Raw genomic sequence first — 14,783 nt, forward strand, 5'->3', positions numbered from 1 at the left:
GGGTGAACGATGTCCTGAAACCAGACACCCTATCCTCCACTCGAGAAGCTTTGAGACAGCACTCGTAAGAAAGCCTCCGGTTCACCCGGAGGCTTTTTCATTTCCCCTTCTGCCACTCTGCACTGACTGTGAGCCACTGCCCTGCATACCGACTTCCTGGGCTCACCCTCACGCGCTGCATACCACTCTCCTGCATTTCACTGCCATGGCAACATCCTGGTTCTTCCCGCAGACCCCTGGTCATATGCGCGTTCATCTATAAGACTGGTGACTGCGGCTACATCCGCCTAATCCGCAACCAACAACGACGTTCATCATCGGATGAGTTAGGAAATTTCCATGTCAACCATGAAAGCAGCGGTTGCCGAAGAGTTCGGTCACAACCTCAATGTCTCTGATTCCAATCTGCCAGAACCCGGCGAACACCAGGCGCTGGTGAAGCTCATCGCCACCGGTGTCTGCCACACAGACCTGCACGCCATGGAGGGCGACTGGCCTGTCAAGCCCAGCCCGCCCTTCATTCCCGGCCACGAGGGTGTCGGCATCGTCGAGAAGCTCGGCCCCGGCGAGCACACAGTGAAGGTCGGCGACATGGTCGGCAATGCCTGGCTGTGGAGCGCGTGCGGGCACTGCGAACACTGCCGCCAGGGATGGGAAACGCTGTGCGAGCAGCAGGAAAACGGCGGCTATTCCGTCAACGGCTCCTTCGGTGAGTACATGCTCGTCGACACCCGCTACGCCCCGGTCATTCCCGAAGGATCTGATCCTCAAGAGGTCGCACCCGTGCTCTGTGCCGGTGTGACCGTGTACAAGGGCCTGAAGATGACCGACACTCGCCCCGGACAGTGGGTTGTCATCTCCGGCATCGGCGGACTGGGACACATCGCTGTCCAGTACGCTGTCGCAATGGGACTGCGCGTGGTCGCCGTTGACATTGCCGAAGACAAGCTGGCTCTGGCTCAGAAGCACGGCGCTGAAATCATCGTCAATGCTCTGACAGAAGACCCCGCTCAGGCCATTCAGGACAAGATCGGCGGAGCCCACGGTGTGCTTGTCACCGCCGTCCACGAGCAGGCGTTCAGTCAGGCGATCGGCATGTCACGCCGCGGCGGAACCATTGTGTTCAACGGTCTGCCGCCGGGCGAATTCTCCGTGTCGATCTTCAACGTCGTCCTGGCTGGTCTGACGATCCGCGGTTCGATCGTCGGCACGCGTCAGGACATGGTCGAAGCTCTCGACTTCTACGCCGCCGGCAAGATCAAGCCGACGTTCTCCACGCGCCGTCTTGAGGAGATCAACGACGTCTTCCAGGAGATGCGCGACGGCAAGATCGAAGGCCGCGTGGTCATCGAATACTGATCACTCCCCTGCCGCCGCCAGCGGCAGCCAAGATTCACGAGGCGGAACTCAGGTTCCGCCTCGTGTTCTGTTGGCGGGGGCTGCCGACTGAGTGCAAAGTCCAGTCGCACGGCATGAAATCCAAGAGATTTCACAGGCGCATCGAAGCCAAGACGGTAGAATTGGCGTACGTCAACGACGAAGTTGGCATCAGCGACAGCCGATCGAATGATTCCGAGGTTCGCGGCAGATCAAGCAAAAGAAGGAGACATCATGACTAAAGCCAATATCGGCTTCTGGCTATCGTTGGCAGCCTTCATCGTACTGTTCGGCGCATTCATTGCATCGGGGACCGTTTCAGGAATGGAACGCGATGCGAATATCTACGGCGGGCCATCCGAGCTGATCTTTCCCATCTCCGGAATCGGAGCACTCATTGCCGCCGGAGTCGCCATAATGTGTGCGGTGAAAGGCCGCTTCTTCAAAAACTGAGGATAACAACAGCCAACCCTCACGAGGCGGAACTCAGGTTCCGCCTCGTGTTCTGTTTAGGGACTGCTGCAAAAAGGAGACCGGAAAACTCGACTCTCTGCTCAACGCCCGGAAAGCTTAGAGCCAGCACTCATGGAAACCGCGGCTCGTCCGGAGCTTCGTACCTTTGCCCTTGCTCTCGAACGGATCTTCACAAACGCCACGGCGCTGACAAGCAGCACACCGCTGACAGCCGCCATGAGCGGAGCTGTGGGCAGGTCGAGCACATAGGCCGTCCAGAAGCCCGCCACCGCGCTGATGACAGCAATGACGAGGCTCAGTGCGATGACGACCGGCAGACGATTGCCGAACAGGACCGCAACCGCCGGCGGCACCACAACGAGCGCGACGACGAGAATAGCGCCCGCGGCATTGAACGCCACCACGACAGTTACGGCCACGAGAGCCATGAGCGTGTAGTCAACCGTTCTAACAGGCAGACCCATGGTGCGAGCCAGAACCGGATCGAAAGTCGCCAGGGACAGCACCCTGTAGGTGCAGGCGATGAAAATCGCCGTGACAGCGAAGACACCAAGAAGCATGAGCGCCGTCTGCGGACCGAGGTTCACTCCCCTGACAAGCACGTGTTCACTCGGCAGAGCCATAAGGTTCAAATCACCCGTCAGCACGGTGTCCTCGCAGATGTGCACCGACTTCAGGCTCGTGGACAGAAGAATCACTCCACCGGCGAAAAGAGCGGGAAAAATGAGCCCCTGATCGGCGCCTCGTGCTATCAGTCCGGTCCGGCGCAGCCATTCAGAGCCGAGCACCACGATCATGCCCATGGCCGAAGCGGCTGCAATCATCCACGGCGAATGGGTTGTGCCCGACACAATCGCCCCGATGACAACACCGGGAAGAACAGCGTGAGACATCGCGTCAACGAGCATTGACTGGCGCCGCAGCACCAAGAACACCCCGGGCAGAGCACATGTCACCGCGGTGGCAACAGCCAAAAACACGGTCGCCGCTGCAATGCTCATCTGCCATTACCTCCCACAACAGCCAACCGGGCTGCATTCCGCCGGGCACGCATGGCCCTGCCGATAACCGAGCGCCGCGGGGCAAAAAGAACCGACACGAGGAAAACTGTGAAGAGCACCAACACCACAATCGGGCCTGTCGGCACTCGCCCGAAGCTGACAGCGGCATAGGACCCGACGGCGCCGGCAGCGCCGCCGATAGAACCTGCGAGCATCACCATAGATCTGAGGCTTCCCGTCCACTGGCGAGCAGATGCTGCCGGCATAATCGCAAACGCCACCATGAGGATGAGCCCCACTGACTTCACGCCGATGACGACGGCAACTGTTGTCGCCACCCCCAGGATTGGCCCGAGCACGGCTGACCGATAGCCCAGGGTGTGGGCAAAGACCGGATCGAAGGTGAACAGCCCAAAAGCACGCCAGCCGATGATGACCGTCAGCAGCGCCGCACCGCCGCACACCGCGATCACAAGCAGGTCTTCGTGCGTTGTGGTTGCGGCATTGCCGAAGATATACGTTTCAATTCCCCCACGGCCCGGCAGCGACGACAGCGACGCCGAGCGCAGCAGCACGATACCGCTGCCGTAGAACAAAGCGAGAACTCCGGCCATGGCTGCATCTGAGCCCAGGCGGGTGCCGCTGATCCAATTCACGGCAAACGCCGCAAGAGACGAGGAAATCACCGCGCCGATCGTCAGAGTCACCATCGACCTGCCTGACACGCCAAGTACGGCAACCGCGATGACAAAGGCCGCAGCAACGCCGAAGACCGCCGAGTGCCCGATGACATCGGCAATGAGAGCCTGCCGGCGGAGATACAGAAAACAGCCCATCGCACCCGAGAAGGACCCCACGAGAACAGTTCCGATGAGCATGGTACGGAACGTGTAGTTCAGCAGAAGCTCACTCGGTGCGACGAAACCCGCGGCCAGCAGATCAGCGGTCTCCACTGGGACCTCCCTCCGCTGTGATGATGGTCCCGAAACCGTAGACCGAGCTGAATTCCCGACTTACGAGCACCTCGTCAACAGGCCCGCTGAGCACACAGTGGCCCTTGTTCAAAACGGCGGCGCGAGTGCAGAAATCGCGGACTGTCGTCAGGTCGTGGTGGACAACAACGACTGTCTTGCCGGATGCGCGCAGCTGGCGAATGACCTCGAGGACGACTTTTTCGCTCGACGCGTCGATGCCCGCCAGAGGTTCGTCGAGGAGAAACAGGCCGGGGTCCTGTGCGAGGATGCGGGCCATAAAGGTTCGCTGCTTCTGCCCGCCGGACAGTTCAGAGATCTGCTGTCCTTCGAGATCCGCAATCCCCATGGTGTTCAGAGCTTCATCAACCCGCTGACGCCGGCTGGCGTTGATGCGGCCGAACAGCCCGACTTCGCCGTACAGGCCCATCGTGACGACATCGCGCACTGTTGCCGGGAAATCCCAGTCGATATCCGCAGATTGGGGCATGTAGCCCACGTGCCTGCGCATCTGCGAAAGCGACCCACCGAAGAACTGCACCGTACCCGCCAGGGGTTTGAGCAGTCCCAGTGCTGCTTTCAGAAAAGTCGACTTGCCTGCACCGTTGGGGCCCATGATGGCAAGCACTTCCCCAACGGGAGCCGCGAGATCAACGCCGTCAAGTGCGAGCTTGTCGTGATACGCGGCTGTCAGTCCGCGCGCTTCCAACGCTGGGGCTCCCGCAATGGGTTCAGCTTCCCGAGCTCTGTTTGTCATCGATGCTCCGTTCAGCTCAGGGCTTCTGCAATTGCATTTGCGTTGTGTTCAAAAACACCGAGATACGTGTCAAGCGGGGCGGATTCGCCCAGTGAGTCTGCGTAGAGCTCCTTATCGGAGATCTCGACCTCCCACCCCTTCGCTTTGACCGCCTGCTTGAGGTGTTTGATCGCCTCTGGGCTCTTCAGGTTGTCCTGGAAGATGACCGGCACCTTGTGGTCGGCAATCGTCTTTGCAAGTTCATCAATCTCAGCAGCCGACATTTCGGATTCGGATGACACGAAGTCTGTTGCGTAGATTTCCATGTCGTAGGTCTTGCCCAGGTAGTTGAACGCATCGTGTCCGGTCACAAGGACGCGATTCTCTTTGGGAATCCGCTCGAGCTTTTCTTTCGCATCCGCCGCAACTTCATCGATTTTCTTGTTGTACTCTTCCGCGTTAGTCGTGTACTGATCCGCGTTTTCGGGGTCGATCTCACCGATCTTCTCTGCCGAGGCCTGCACAACCTGCTTCCACAGGTCGGGTGAGTTCCACACGTGCGGGTCATGGCCTTCGATCTTGCCGTCCTCTTCCCACGGCAGCAGCTCAGATTCGTCAAGCTGTCCAGCCGCGGCAAGCTGCTTGTCGCCGAGCTTGTCCAGCTGATCCATCATCTGGTGCTCCATGTCGCGGCTGGTCCACAGCACGACGTCGGCTGAATCGAGCTTTTCGGTGTCACGAGTGGTCAGAGGCTGAGTGTGAGGGTCTCCCCCGGGCTTGACGAGCACGGTGACATCGGCGTCGGGGGCGATGTTCCTTGCCGCGTCCCCCAAGTAGCCGGTGGTGGCAACGATGCTGAGCTGCCCCTCTTCACCGTTGCCCGTCGTGGAGGGGGCACAACCTACCGCACTCATTGCCAGTACCGCACCTGCGATGCCCGCCATTGCGCGCTTGAACCCGAGTCGCTTCATTTTCTGCCTTTCGTTGCCGCGAATCACGCATATATTAAGTTCGCTTAACACAAATTAGGATGACCTAATGCCACGAACAAATAAGTGTCCGTTTATGCAGATCCGACCTGAGTCGAGCGCTCCCAAAACTCACGAGGCGGAACTCACGTTCCGCCTCGTGTTCTGTTTTCGGAGACTACAGTTGGCATATGGCACTCGAACACACACAGGTCGCCCTCCAACTGCCCTCGGGGCGGGAACAAGCACACATCTGGACCACCGGAACACCGTCACAGCGCCAGCCGCTGCTGTTCATTCACGGTTTTCGAGGCGATCACCACGGCCTGCAGTTCATTGCCGAAAACATCAAAGGCCGACAGTCGTTCATTCCCGACCTGCCTGGCTTCGGTCAGACCCCTCCCCTGCCTGGCAAACAGACGCTTGAGACCTACACGTCATTTGTTCGCGGTCTTGCCGACTGGATTGAAAACCAGACAGGGAAGCAGCCTGTTCTGGTGGGCCATTCCTTTGGTTCGATCGTGGCGGCACACACTGCAGCTGAAGCACGAGCGCCCAGACCCCTCGTGCTCATCAACCCAATCGTCAGCCTGCCCGACCGAGGACCGGGCAGGCTGCTCACTGTAACGGTCGACAACTACTACCGCATTGCCGAAGCCGCTCCTGAAAAGATCGGCAATTTCCTGCTGAAGAACCGACCGACAGTGCGACTCATGAGCGAAGCCATGGCCACCAGCCGCGACCGCGACACCCGTCGTTTCATTCACGACCAGCACCAGCAGCACTTCAGCAGCTTCAGCGACCGCAAATCACTGGCAGATGCCTACCGGGTATCAACTCACCACACGGTCCGCGAGGTGGAAACGCAGCTAACTATGCCCGTATTGGTCATCAGCGGCAGGGCGGACGCCATCGCTGCGCCCAGGACCACCCGCGCGTTCGTCAAACGCCTGCCGAACGTCGAACACCATGAGTTCCCTCGTGTGGGCCACCTGGTGCACTATGAAAGACCGGCCGAGACCGCCCGGTTGATAGAAAACTGGCTAGACTGAGGGCACACGCGCAGACATCAGGAGGAACCATGTCGGTAGTGAAGATCAACGTTCTGTCAGTGCCCGAAGCACAGGGCGAAGAACTCGAAGCCCGCTTCGCTAAGCGAGCCCACAGTGTCGACCAGGCCCCGGGCTTCGAAGGCTTCCAAATGCTCCGCCCCACAGCGGGAACCGAGTCCTACTACATCGTGACCCAGTGGGACTCCGAAGAGTCCTTCCAGGCGTGGGCTGCCCAGCGCACCCACCGCGGACCCAATGAGTCCCTTTCCAAACAGGAAGGCCTGCTGGAGTTCGAAATCGTCGAATTCGACTGAAGACTCGACTGACACTCCCTAAGCTCTAACAGACCAAAGCCGGCGTCCTTACGAGAACGCCGGCTTTGTCATGTGTGCGGGCTGTTCTGCGTTCGCTGTTTCTGTCGTGTGTGCTGACAGGCGTCGGGTACACGATTCCCGATGGCGCAGAGCTCAGCAGCCGGGATCAGTCGTAGGGCTTGAACTCATCGACGTCTGCGGCATCCCGCAGACGACCGGGTTCGGCCAGACGGTTGACCACAGTTTTGCGGCTGACAGGCGAACCGGACACGTAAACGGCACGCGACAGCACGTTCGAGGCGACACTCGATACGACGATCAGGGACAGGAAGCCCAGGATGGCCATGATCAGGTGCAGAATCTTAAAGCCCTCAGTGCTGAGCGTGAAGACATAAGCCGAGGCGAGGATCATCGGCATGGCCAGGCCGGTGCCCGGCGAGAACACATTGATCCGACTGAGAGCATCGCGCGCACGGAACATGGCAATAACGGTGCCCAGCAGGATGAGGCTTCCCCCAATCCCGAAGATGCCCACGAGAACGACGGCGAGGGTTTGCATCAGCGGTGCCCCCTGGTGAGAATTCGCGAAAGCGCAATTGTCGACAGAATGCCCAGCAGCGACGCCAGGAAGATCACATCTAACAGAATAGAGAGGTTCACGAGCATCGCGATGAACACCAGAATGCCGACCGCGCAGAAGTAGACGAGGTCACCGATGATCGCCCGCGAACCGCTTTCCTTAGCGGTGAGAACACGGATGAGACCCAAAACGATCGTGCAGGCGAGAATGCCGATGCAGATCCAGATGATGACAGTCACTGCTGATCGCTCCTTCGCGGAGGAACTTCGCCGCGCAGGGCTTTGAGCAGCCTGTCCTCCATGTCGTAAAGGCCGTCGAGCACTTCCTGTTCGGAGTCCCCGAACAGCGAGTGGACGAACAGCGTCGGCGGCGTCTTCGACGTGCCGGATGCCGTTGCGACCACGAGGGTGCCCGGCGTGATCGTGATCGACTGGGCCATTGACGTGATTTCAAAATCGGTGACGCAGCGCAGCGGCAGCTGAACGATCATCGGGTTGCCGTAGGGTTTGCGCGGCAGGTTTGACAGAACATCCCACGTACCCAGGAGGATCTCCTTGAAGATCCACAGGGCGTAGGCAATCAGGCGCAGAGGCTTCATCATCGTCCCAGCACCGCCTCGACGTAGGGAGCGTAGTCAAGCATGGATTCGGCTGCGGCGTTTGTGACTTCGGCAAGAGCGCCGGCGCCGAAGAACAGGGCAACGGACACGACGATGAGCGACGCGCCCGGAGCCAGAAGTTTGGCGGGGATCCGCACGTCAGCGGGCAGGTCTGTCAAGGCCGCGCGACCGGTGCTCGAAGAGTCTGGACGGTAGCTGCTCATAGCGCCACCCCAGAAGGTGTTGCGCCACATGCGCTGCAGGGCCAGCACCGTAATGCAGGCGCCAAGCACGATAACCCCAATGAAGGTGAAGCCGAGCGGTCCGGGGTTCTCTGCCGCTGAGCGCACGATGCCGAGCTTGCCCCACAGGCCAGATGTCGGCGGCAGGCCGACAAGAGAAAGCAGACCCAGTACGTAGAACACCGCAGTCCAGCGATCGCGGAAAGCCAGGCCAGACAGGCGGCGGAAAGCGCCTGTACCGTAGGTCTGTTCAATCGCTCCGGTCAGCAGCAGCAGACCGGCCATCGTGATGATGTGGTGGACCATGTAGAACATACCGGCCGAAAGCGATGCAACTGTCAGCAGAGAAGCACCGATGAGGATGTGGCCGACACCGTCGGTCATCATGAACGCAAGCACATTGCGCATGCGGTTGATGCCCCATGCCGACAGGGTCGCGGTCAGAATCGTGACAACGGCGACGATCGCAAGAGGGATCTGCCACGAGTTCGTCGAACCGTAGGCCACGGTGTACACGCGGTATATGCCGTAGAGGCCGACCTTTGTGTGCAGAGCCGAGAACAGGGCCATCATGCCAGCAGACGTGTCCGGGTAGGACCGAACGAGCCATCCGTGGACGGGAACAAAGCCCGCTTTGATGCCGAGAGCAGTCACGACAATTGCCAGGCCCAGACCGCCCTGGGCAGTAATGTCACCGTTCATGCCCATCTGCGCGAGCACGGCGATGTTGACGGTGCCCAGTGCGGCATAGACAAATCCAACGCCGATGACCAGAAGCGTCGAGGTCAGCAGGTTGACCATGACGAACATACGGCCCACGCCCAAGCGCTTCCACGTACCCGTCACAGCGATGAGGGCATAGCTGGGAAGAACCATGACCTCAACCATGACGAAGAAGTTGAAGAGGTCGCCGGTGAGGAACGCTCCGGTGACGCCGGCCATCATCATGAGCACAAGTGACGGCAGGAACCTGTACTGATCTTCGCCGGTCACGACGAGGAACCAGCAGCACACCACCGCGGCAAGTGACGTGACCAGCACCATGAGAGCTGAGAACGCATCGACAACAAACGGAATGGCCAGACCGCCCTCATAGGCGCCGACGTTCTCTGCGTAGACGCTCCCGTCGATCGTCGCCATCAGCATGTACACAGCGGCTGCCGCATTGATGAGCGGAATGCCGAGCATTGCGACGATGTCGAGCCAGCGGCGACGGATGAGAACAGTCAGGGCGGTGCCGAAAAGCGGCAGCCCAACAAGAACTGTGAGAAGAGCGGCACTCATGCTTCGCCCTCCCTGAGTCCCTGCTTCACCTCGGCAAGAGCCGAGTCGCTCAGCAGTTCGTCCTCAGTGACATCACCTTCGCGGATTTCCCCCGTTTCGGGGATCGTCTTCTGGTCGTCATCGTGGCCGAGAACAGCCAGAGCAAGCATGAAGATGGTCACCGCCAGCGTAATGACGATCGCAGTAAGCACAAAGGCCTGCGGAAGCGGGTCAGCCGCATCAGCCGGAAGGGACCGGCCGCCCAGCGGTTCGTGGCGCCACGCAGAAACGCCGGAAGCCAGCAGTGCGAAGTTGGCGGCGTGCGAAACGAGTGCCAAGCCGAAAACGGCGCGGACCATCGACCGCTGCATCATGAGGTACACCCCGCCGGCGGTCAGGATTCCGATGGTGATCGAAAGAATCACTGTCGGCCTCCGTTCTTCTGGTCTGCTTCCTGCTGATCAACAACGCCCAAGCTCCTGCCGGGCCGCAGGCGCTGCCGGGCTGTCGGCCTTTGCGCCCGGACTGCCTCAAGCGGACCGGAGAGTTCACCGTGAACCATTTCGTCTGTGCGTTCGCGCGTACGTTCGAAGTCGACGTCACGGTGCATACGACCACCGGTGAGAACGTCCGAACCGGCCGGCGTGAAGGCGGAGTCCGAAGTGCCCAGCAGGTTGAAGGACACGAGGATGAGGCCGACAACCGCGAGGTAGACACCGACATCGAAGATCATCGACGTGGTCCAGTGCTGCCCAGCGAAGTGACCGTGGGCTGGCTCGAGGAACGAACCTGTCATCACCAAGTTGAGGAAGCCGGTCATCACCGCAGTCATGACACCGCCGCCGATCAGGTACAGCGGCAGGCGCGGCGGACCGATAGCACGGTCGTTCGATGTGGCCATGTAAGCCAAGCCGATAATCGCTGAACCAACCAGAGCGGCAATAAAGCCGCCACCGGGCTCATTGTGACCGCGCATGAAGATGATGAACGACGTCAGGGCAAGAATCGGTGCCGCAACCTTGAACGTGAGGCGCAGAGCAACGAGGTTGGGCCAGGCTTCGAAGACCGCGCGGTGCGCAACGGTGCCCTTGGGCCGCACGGCAACCCACGGCTTACGCGGAACTTCTGCGATTTCGGAGGCCGGCGGGTCGATGTAGCGATCGCGGACGGACGACATGACAGCGACGATCGCGATGCCGGCCATACCGAGAACAGTGAGTTCGCCGAGGGTGTCCAGGGCTCGGAACTCCACGAGGATCGTGTTGACGATGTTGTCACCACCGGAGATTTCGGGGGCTTCGTGGAGGTACTTCATGGCGATCTCGGACCGCTCGCGACGGCCGGACACGAGGAACGTCACGAGAGCCATGGCGCCTCCGACGACAACGGCGAAGACAGCACGGCCGAACTGCTTGCGCTTGGGGTAGCGCCAGAAGGTCTTCGGCAGCTTCTGCAGAACGAGCATGAAGACGATGATCGTCATGGCTTCGACCAGCAGCTGAGTCAGCGTGACATCCGGTGCGCCAAGGGCCATGAGCTGCACGGTGGCCAAAATACCGACGGCGGAAAGCGAAATGGTGGCCGTCAGGCGCGAACGGGCCATGCAGACCGACAACACCGCAAAGCCGATGACGAGCATGAGCACAACGTCCATTGTGCGGTTGAGGTTCTTCTGCAGGGGCGGCACACCACCGGAGGCGAAAACGGCAATCGCTCCGCCGTAGACGACAATCGCAAGCAGCGTAAACGAAGCTGTGAGGTGCGGCAGCGCGCGTTCGGAGCCGATGAAGCGGTTGAGAACCACACCACAGCGGCGGAAGACACCCTGAATGCCGCGCAGAACCTGCGCGGTGGTGATGGGCGGGCCGGACTTGGCAAAAGCGGCAAACACCCTGCTGCGGAAGGCAATGACAACCAGACCCGCGATGATGATGACGATGCTCGCGGCAAGTTCCAGATTGAATCCGTGCCACAGGGACAGGTGCACATCTGCCGATTCACCAAGAGACGAAGCCACACCGGGTGTGAGGAACCGTTCGAGGCTGCCAAGAGAGAAGACGAGCGGAACGGATGCGAGGATCGGCAGGGCTGCGAAGGTGAACATGACCGGGTCGGACGGGCTGAGCTCAGACTTGTCGACTTCCGGACCGTCAATGAACGCACCGAACACTATCCGCACGCAGTAGGCGATCGTGAAAATCGATGCCAGTGCCGCTGCGATGAGCGCAACCACACCAGCGACCGAACCCGCTGACAGCAGACCGGAGAAGATCGCCTCCTTCGACACAAAGCCCATCAGAGGCGGAATGCCAGCCATGGAGGCCGCACCGATGACGGTGACGGCAAAACTGAAGGGAGCAATACGCGCAAGCTTCGGAATGGAGCCGAAGATCCGCGTGTGCCCGATGTGGTCGATGACGCCGACCATCATGAACAGGCCCGACTTGAACATCGCGTGGGCAACAACGTGCAGAAGACCGGCGGTCAGCGCAAGCGGAGTGCCAACTCCAACAGCCGCCACAATGAGGCCCAGCTGGCTGACCGTGGAAAACGCCATGAGCTTCTTGACGTCGTCCTGTGTCAGCGCCAACCAGCCGCCCACAGCAACCGTGATGAGCCCCACCGTGGTGAGCAGAACATTCCACACGACAACGTCATGGAACGCGGGCGAAAAGCGAAACAGCAGGAAAATACCGGCCTTCACAACGGCCGCGGCATGCAGATAGGCACTCACCGGAGTGGCGGCCGCCATCGCATCAGGCAGCCACGCGTGGAACGGGAACTGAGCCGACTTCGTAAACGCCGCGACCGCCACCAAAACAGCGGCCGTCGGAGCAAGCCACGGAAGATCCGACCAGGCACTTGAAGCCAAAGCCCCTGACACAGAGGTCGTGCCCGTCGTCATCGCGATGAGCGCAACTGCGGCCAACAGCAGGACACCGCCGAAGAACGTCATAAACATGGTGCGCAGCGACGGCGCCCATGCGGCCGGGCCCGAACGGGCAATCAGCATAAACGAGGCCAACGACGTGACTTCCCAGCACACAAACAGCAGGAAGAGGTCATCTGCGAGGACGAGGCCGACCATGGCGAAGGTGAAGGTCGCCATCAGCCAGTAGAAGCTCGTCGTGCGGCCCGGCGGGAAATAGCGGGTCGAATAGAACAGCACGACCGCACCGATGAGAAGCGCAATGTAGGTGAAGATGACGCCGAGCCCATCGGCTTGCAGCGCGGCACGTGCGCCCAGCGCCGGGACCCAGGCAACAGACCACGATGGCGTGCCGCCGGCAAAGACTGCGGCTGCAGCAGGAGTGAAGACAACCGCGGCTGCGATGTATGCCGCTCCGATGATCCAGCCGGAATTGCGCCCGAAGAATCGCGTAATGAGCGGTACGAGGACAACAACCGCACCCAACAGTCCAAGTGTCGATGCGAGTTCCACGTAGGCGCCTTTCATCATCGGCGAATCGGTAAAGGTCAGGGACATCTTAGCGGCGCCGTGACTCCATCACCAATCCGGGCGGGACCAAGCCCGACCTCCGGCATCAGGCAGTGCTCTGAAACCGGTCCAGGGTCCTCGTTGTGCTTAAGAGCCCTGCTGAGCCTGCCTCCTGCATTCGGCCGCGACGAGCTCAACCAGCTTCTGCGCGTGAGCTGCCGGAGCAGAGTTGCTTGCTCTCTCCCCCGCCGCCCGCGCGGCGGTTTCGACCGTTGACCATTCAGCCACAACTGCTTCAAGAGTGTCTGCCAGACCCTGTGCGTCCGGCGAAGACGCGAGGATCGTCGCATCTCCGAACTCCCGCGCCAGCACGGGGTCGCTTACAACAATGCCGCGACTCGCAGCGCACGCCTCGATCATGACCATCGGCTGGTTATCGAAGCCCAATGAGGTCTGCACCGCAAGGTGACTGCGCACCAGCAGCTGCTCAACCTGCTGCGGGGAAACCGTTCCTATGCAGCGGACATTTGCCGGGTGACAGTCAAGATCACCGCCTGCGACCTCGAGCAGCACCGGCACTTGGCGATCAAGAAGGATCTGCATGGCTTCAAGGGCAACATCGAGACGCTTTTCCGGAGCAAAGCGGCCGACCCACGCCAACCGAAGCGGAACCTGCCGAGGCAGAGGACGGGTGTGCGCTGTCCGCTTGGCGGCGTTCGACAGAACGACAACGTTGCCGGCACCGGCCTCAATCAGCTTCTGTGCCTGGTGCTTCGACGGTGAGAGGACGACATCAGCGTGCTGGGCCATGGCCAGAGTCATCGCTCGCAAGGCTGAATCTGCAGGCCGGTCAGCAAGCCTTGACTTCGGGGTCTTCTGCCGAGTGAAAAGCCGGTAGAGGCCTCGCATCGCAGGTACGGCCGGCCCAGCCGACTTAGGTGCTTGCCAAAAGAAAGTGTGCACCGTGTGCAGTGTGACGATCCCCAAGCTCTTGGCGGTTGCGACGGCCGCAGCGGCAAGCCCGAATTCCGAATGCACAATGACCACATCCGGCGCAGCTGCCATCAGCACCCGCCTCATCCAGCGCGCCAAACCGCGACCGAAGAAGTACACCGGCAGACCCGCACCGGGAATGCGGACCGTGCTCGGCGGGTTGATCACCTCGACCTCAGGGAGACCCGGTGCCTGGCGCGCACGGGGCGCCATGACGGCCACACTGTGCCCGGCATCGTGCAGAGCCCCTGCCTGCGTAAGAAAAGCCGTCTGTGCCCCGCCGACATAGTCGAGGTCGTAATCGCACACCAACAGGAACTTCACAAAACCGCCTTGTTCACGATGAGAAGGCGCCCGGGCGCACCGAGGTAAAGCGGGAGGTCACTGCGCGTTCTGCGCTTCGAGCTCCGGGAGCTCGATAGTCGCGCAGTCGCCCCACAGTTTGTCGAGGCCGTAGTATTCCCTGTCGTCTTCGTGGAACACGTGCACAGTGATGTCGCCGAAGTCGACGAGCACCCACCGGTTCTCTCCAGTGCCCTCACGGCGAATCGGCTTGATCTGGTGCCTGCGCAGCAGCTGTTCTTCGATGTTGTCAACGACAGCGTGCACCTGTCGTTCGTTGGATGCTGATGCGATGACAAAGGCATCTGTGAGCACCAGATTATCTGCGACGTCGATTGCGGTGATGTCAGTTGCGAGCCTGTCGGATGCTGCCTGAGCGGCCGTGCGGGCCAGCTCTTTTGCCATGTCAGTTGCGGGCACTGTGACCTTTCTG

Annotated in this window: 15 protein-coding genes and 1 pseudogene; 4 read left to right on the forward strand and 12 right to left on the reverse strand. The window is 60.6% G+C overall.

Annotated elements, in window-relative coordinates:
* Positions 1-339: 339 nt before the first annotated feature.
* Positions 340-1,359, forward strand: a complete 1,020-nt coding sequence (gene adhP, locus HMPREF3087_RS06190) for an alcohol dehydrogenase AdhP (RefSeq protein WP_061942615.1) — start codon at positions 340-342, stop codon at positions 1,357-1,359.
* Positions 1,360-1,611: 252 nt separating this feature from the next.
* Positions 1,612-1,830, forward strand: coding sequence for a hypothetical protein (locus HMPREF3087_RS06195; protein ID WP_070516603.1), 219 nt, complete (start codon positions 1,612-1,614; stop codon positions 1,828-1,830).
* A 101-nt stretch (positions 1,831-1,931) separates the two neighbouring features.
* Here the strand turns inward: HMPREF3087_RS06195 and HMPREF3087_RS06200 are convergent, their stop codons facing one another.
* The 4 genes from HMPREF3087_RS06200 to HMPREF3087_RS06215 are packed head-to-tail and all read right to left on the reverse strand — an operon-like array spanning position 1,932 to position 5,530.
* Positions 1,932-2,852, reverse strand: a complete 921-nt coding sequence (locus HMPREF3087_RS06200; protein WP_070428486.1) for a metal ABC transporter permease — start codon at positions 2,850-2,852, stop codon at positions 1,932-1,934.
* Positions 2,849-3,805, reverse strand: coding sequence for a metal ABC transporter permease (locus tag HMPREF3087_RS06205; protein ID WP_062021611.1), 957 nt, complete (start codon positions 3,803-3,805; stop codon positions 2,849-2,851). Before HMPREF3087_RS06205 ends, HMPREF3087_RS06200 begins: the two co-directional genes overlap by 4 nt.
* A complete protein-coding gene (locus HMPREF3087_RS06210) occupies positions 3,792-4,580 on the reverse strand; it encodes a metal ABC transporter ATP-binding protein (RefSeq protein WP_062021614.1) in 789 nt (262 codons plus the stop codon). Before HMPREF3087_RS06210 ends, HMPREF3087_RS06205 begins: the two co-directional genes overlap by 14 nt.
* 11 nt (positions 4,581-4,591) lie before the next feature.
* The gene (locus tag HMPREF3087_RS06215; protein WP_019175376.1) at positions 4,592-5,530 is read right to left on the reverse strand and encodes a metal ABC transporter substrate-binding protein; all 939 of its coding nucleotides are present in this window, start codon (positions 5,528-5,530) and stop codon (positions 4,592-4,594) included.
* Positions 5,531-5,718: 188 nt separating this feature from the next.
* On the opposite strand from HMPREF3087_RS06215, the gene HMPREF3087_RS06220 reads away from it, so the two are divergent.
* Positions 5,719-6,579 (forward strand): alpha/beta fold hydrolase, encoded by an 861-nt coding sequence (locus HMPREF3087_RS06220; protein ID WP_070423680.1) that lies wholly within the window; start codon positions 5,719-5,721, stop codon positions 6,577-6,579.
* A gap of 29 nt (positions 6,580-6,608) precedes the next feature.
* A complete protein-coding gene (locus HMPREF3087_RS06225) occupies positions 6,609-6,893 on the forward strand; it encodes an antibiotic biosynthesis monooxygenase family protein (RefSeq protein WP_062021621.1) in 285 nt (94 codons plus the stop codon).
* A gap of 166 nt (positions 6,894-7,059) precedes the next feature.
* Here the strand turns inward: HMPREF3087_RS06225 and HMPREF3087_RS06230 are convergent, their stop codons facing one another.
* The 8 genes and pseudogenes from HMPREF3087_RS06230 to rsfS form a co-directional block, all read right to left on the reverse strand.
* Complete coding sequence (locus HMPREF3087_RS06230) at positions 7,060-7,452, reverse strand: cation:proton antiporter (protein ID WP_061942603.1); 393 nt, start codon at positions 7,450-7,452, stop codon at positions 7,060-7,062.
* Entirely contained in the window at positions 7,452-7,712 is a 261-nt protein-coding gene (locus tag HMPREF3087_RS06235) for a monovalent cation/H+ antiporter complex subunit F (protein ID WP_019175380.1), read from the reverse strand. Before HMPREF3087_RS06235 ends, HMPREF3087_RS06230 begins: the two co-directional genes overlap by 1 nt.
* Complete coding sequence (locus tag HMPREF3087_RS06240) at positions 7,709-8,074, reverse strand: Na+/H+ antiporter subunit E (protein ID WP_239232590.1); 366 nt, start codon at positions 8,072-8,074, stop codon at positions 7,709-7,711. The genes HMPREF3087_RS06235 and HMPREF3087_RS06240 overlap by 4 nt, the downstream gene beginning before the upstream one ends.
* Positions 8,071-9,597, reverse strand: coding sequence for a proton-conducting transporter transmembrane domain-containing protein (locus HMPREF3087_RS06245; protein ID WP_019175382.1), 1,527 nt, complete (start codon positions 9,595-9,597; stop codon positions 8,071-8,073). The genes HMPREF3087_RS06240 and HMPREF3087_RS06245 overlap by 4 nt, the downstream gene beginning before the upstream one ends.
* Before the next feature lie 80 nt (positions 9,598-9,677).
* A pseudogene (locus tag HMPREF3087_RS06250) lies at positions 9,678-10,001 on the reverse strand (sodium:proton antiporter); the annotation flags it as partial.
* Positions 9,998-13,063 carry a DUF4040 family protein gene (locus HMPREF3087_RS06255; protein WP_070428487.1) on the reverse strand — a complete coding sequence of 1,022 codons (3,066 nt, stop codon included), beginning with the start codon at positions 13,061-13,063 and terminating at the stop codon, positions 9,998-10,000. The gene HMPREF3087_RS06255 and the pseudogene HMPREF3087_RS06250, both read right to left, overlap by 4 nt.
* 99 nt (positions 13,064-13,162) lie before the next feature.
* Positions 13,163-14,332: a glycosyltransferase family 4 protein gene (locus HMPREF3087_RS06260; RefSeq protein WP_070428488.1), complete on the reverse strand. Its 1,170-nt coding sequence runs from the start codon at positions 14,330-14,332 to the stop codon at positions 13,163-13,165.
* A 57-nt stretch (positions 14,333-14,389) separates the two neighbouring features.
* Positions 14,390-14,770, reverse strand: coding sequence for a ribosome silencing factor (rsfS, locus tag HMPREF3087_RS06265; protein WP_070428489.1), 381 nt, complete (start codon positions 14,768-14,770; stop codon positions 14,390-14,392).
* Positions 14,771-14,783 lie beyond the last annotated feature (13 nt).

The organism is Brevibacterium sp. HMSC22B09, from assembly GCF_001806795.1.
Classification (GTDB): Bacteria; Actinomycetota; Actinomycetes; order Actinomycetales; family Brevibacteriaceae; genus Brevibacterium; species Brevibacterium ravenspurgense.

What these genes read in the sequence shown, in the direction of transcription:
- HMPREF3087_RS06215 (WP_019175376.1), bottom strand. Translation starts at nt 5,530, where the DNA reads ATGAAGCGACTCGGGTTCAAGCGCGCAATGGCGGGCATCGCAGGTGCG.
- HMPREF3087_RS06245 (WP_019175382.1), bottom strand. Translation starts at nt 9,597, where the DNA reads ATGAGTGCCGCTCTTCTCACAGTTCTTGTTGGGCTGCCGCTTTTCGGC.
- HMPREF3087_RS06255 (WP_070428487.1), bottom strand. Translation starts at nt 13,063, where the DNA reads ATGTCCCTGACCTTTACCGATTCGCCGATGATGAAAGGCGCCTACGTG.
- HMPREF3087_RS06230 (WP_061942603.1), bottom strand. Translation starts at nt 7,452, where the DNA reads ATGCAAACCCTCGCCGTCGTTCTCGTGGGCATCTTCGGGATTGGGGGA.
- HMPREF3087_RS06210 (WP_062021614.1), bottom strand. Translation starts at nt 4,580, where the DNA reads ATGACAAACAGAGCTCGGGAAGCTGAACCCATTGCGGGAGCCCCAGCG.
- HMPREF3087_RS06225 (WP_062021621.1), top strand. Translation starts at nt 6,609, where the DNA reads ATGTCGGTAGTGAAGATCAACGTTCTGTCAGTGCCCGAAGCACAGGGC.
- HMPREF3087_RS06240 (WP_239232590.1), bottom strand. Translation starts at nt 8,074, where the DNA reads ATGATGAAGCCTCTGCGCCTGATTGCCTACGCCCTGTGGATCTTCAAG.
- HMPREF3087_RS06200 (WP_070428486.1), bottom strand. Translation starts at nt 2,852, where the DNA reads ATGAGCATTGCAGCGGCGACCGTGTTTTTGGCTGTTGCCACCGCGGTG.
- HMPREF3087_RS06195 (WP_070516603.1), top strand. Translation starts at nt 1,612, where the DNA reads ATGACTAAAGCCAATATCGGCTTCTGGCTATCGTTGGCAGCCTTCATC.
- HMPREF3087_RS06220 (WP_070423680.1), top strand. Translation starts at nt 5,719, where the DNA reads ATGGCACTCGAACACACACAGGTCGCCCTCCAACTGCCCTCGGGGCGG.
- adhP (WP_061942615.1), top strand. Translation starts at nt 340, where the DNA reads ATGTCAACCATGAAAGCAGCGGTTGCCGAAGAGTTCGGTCACAACCTC.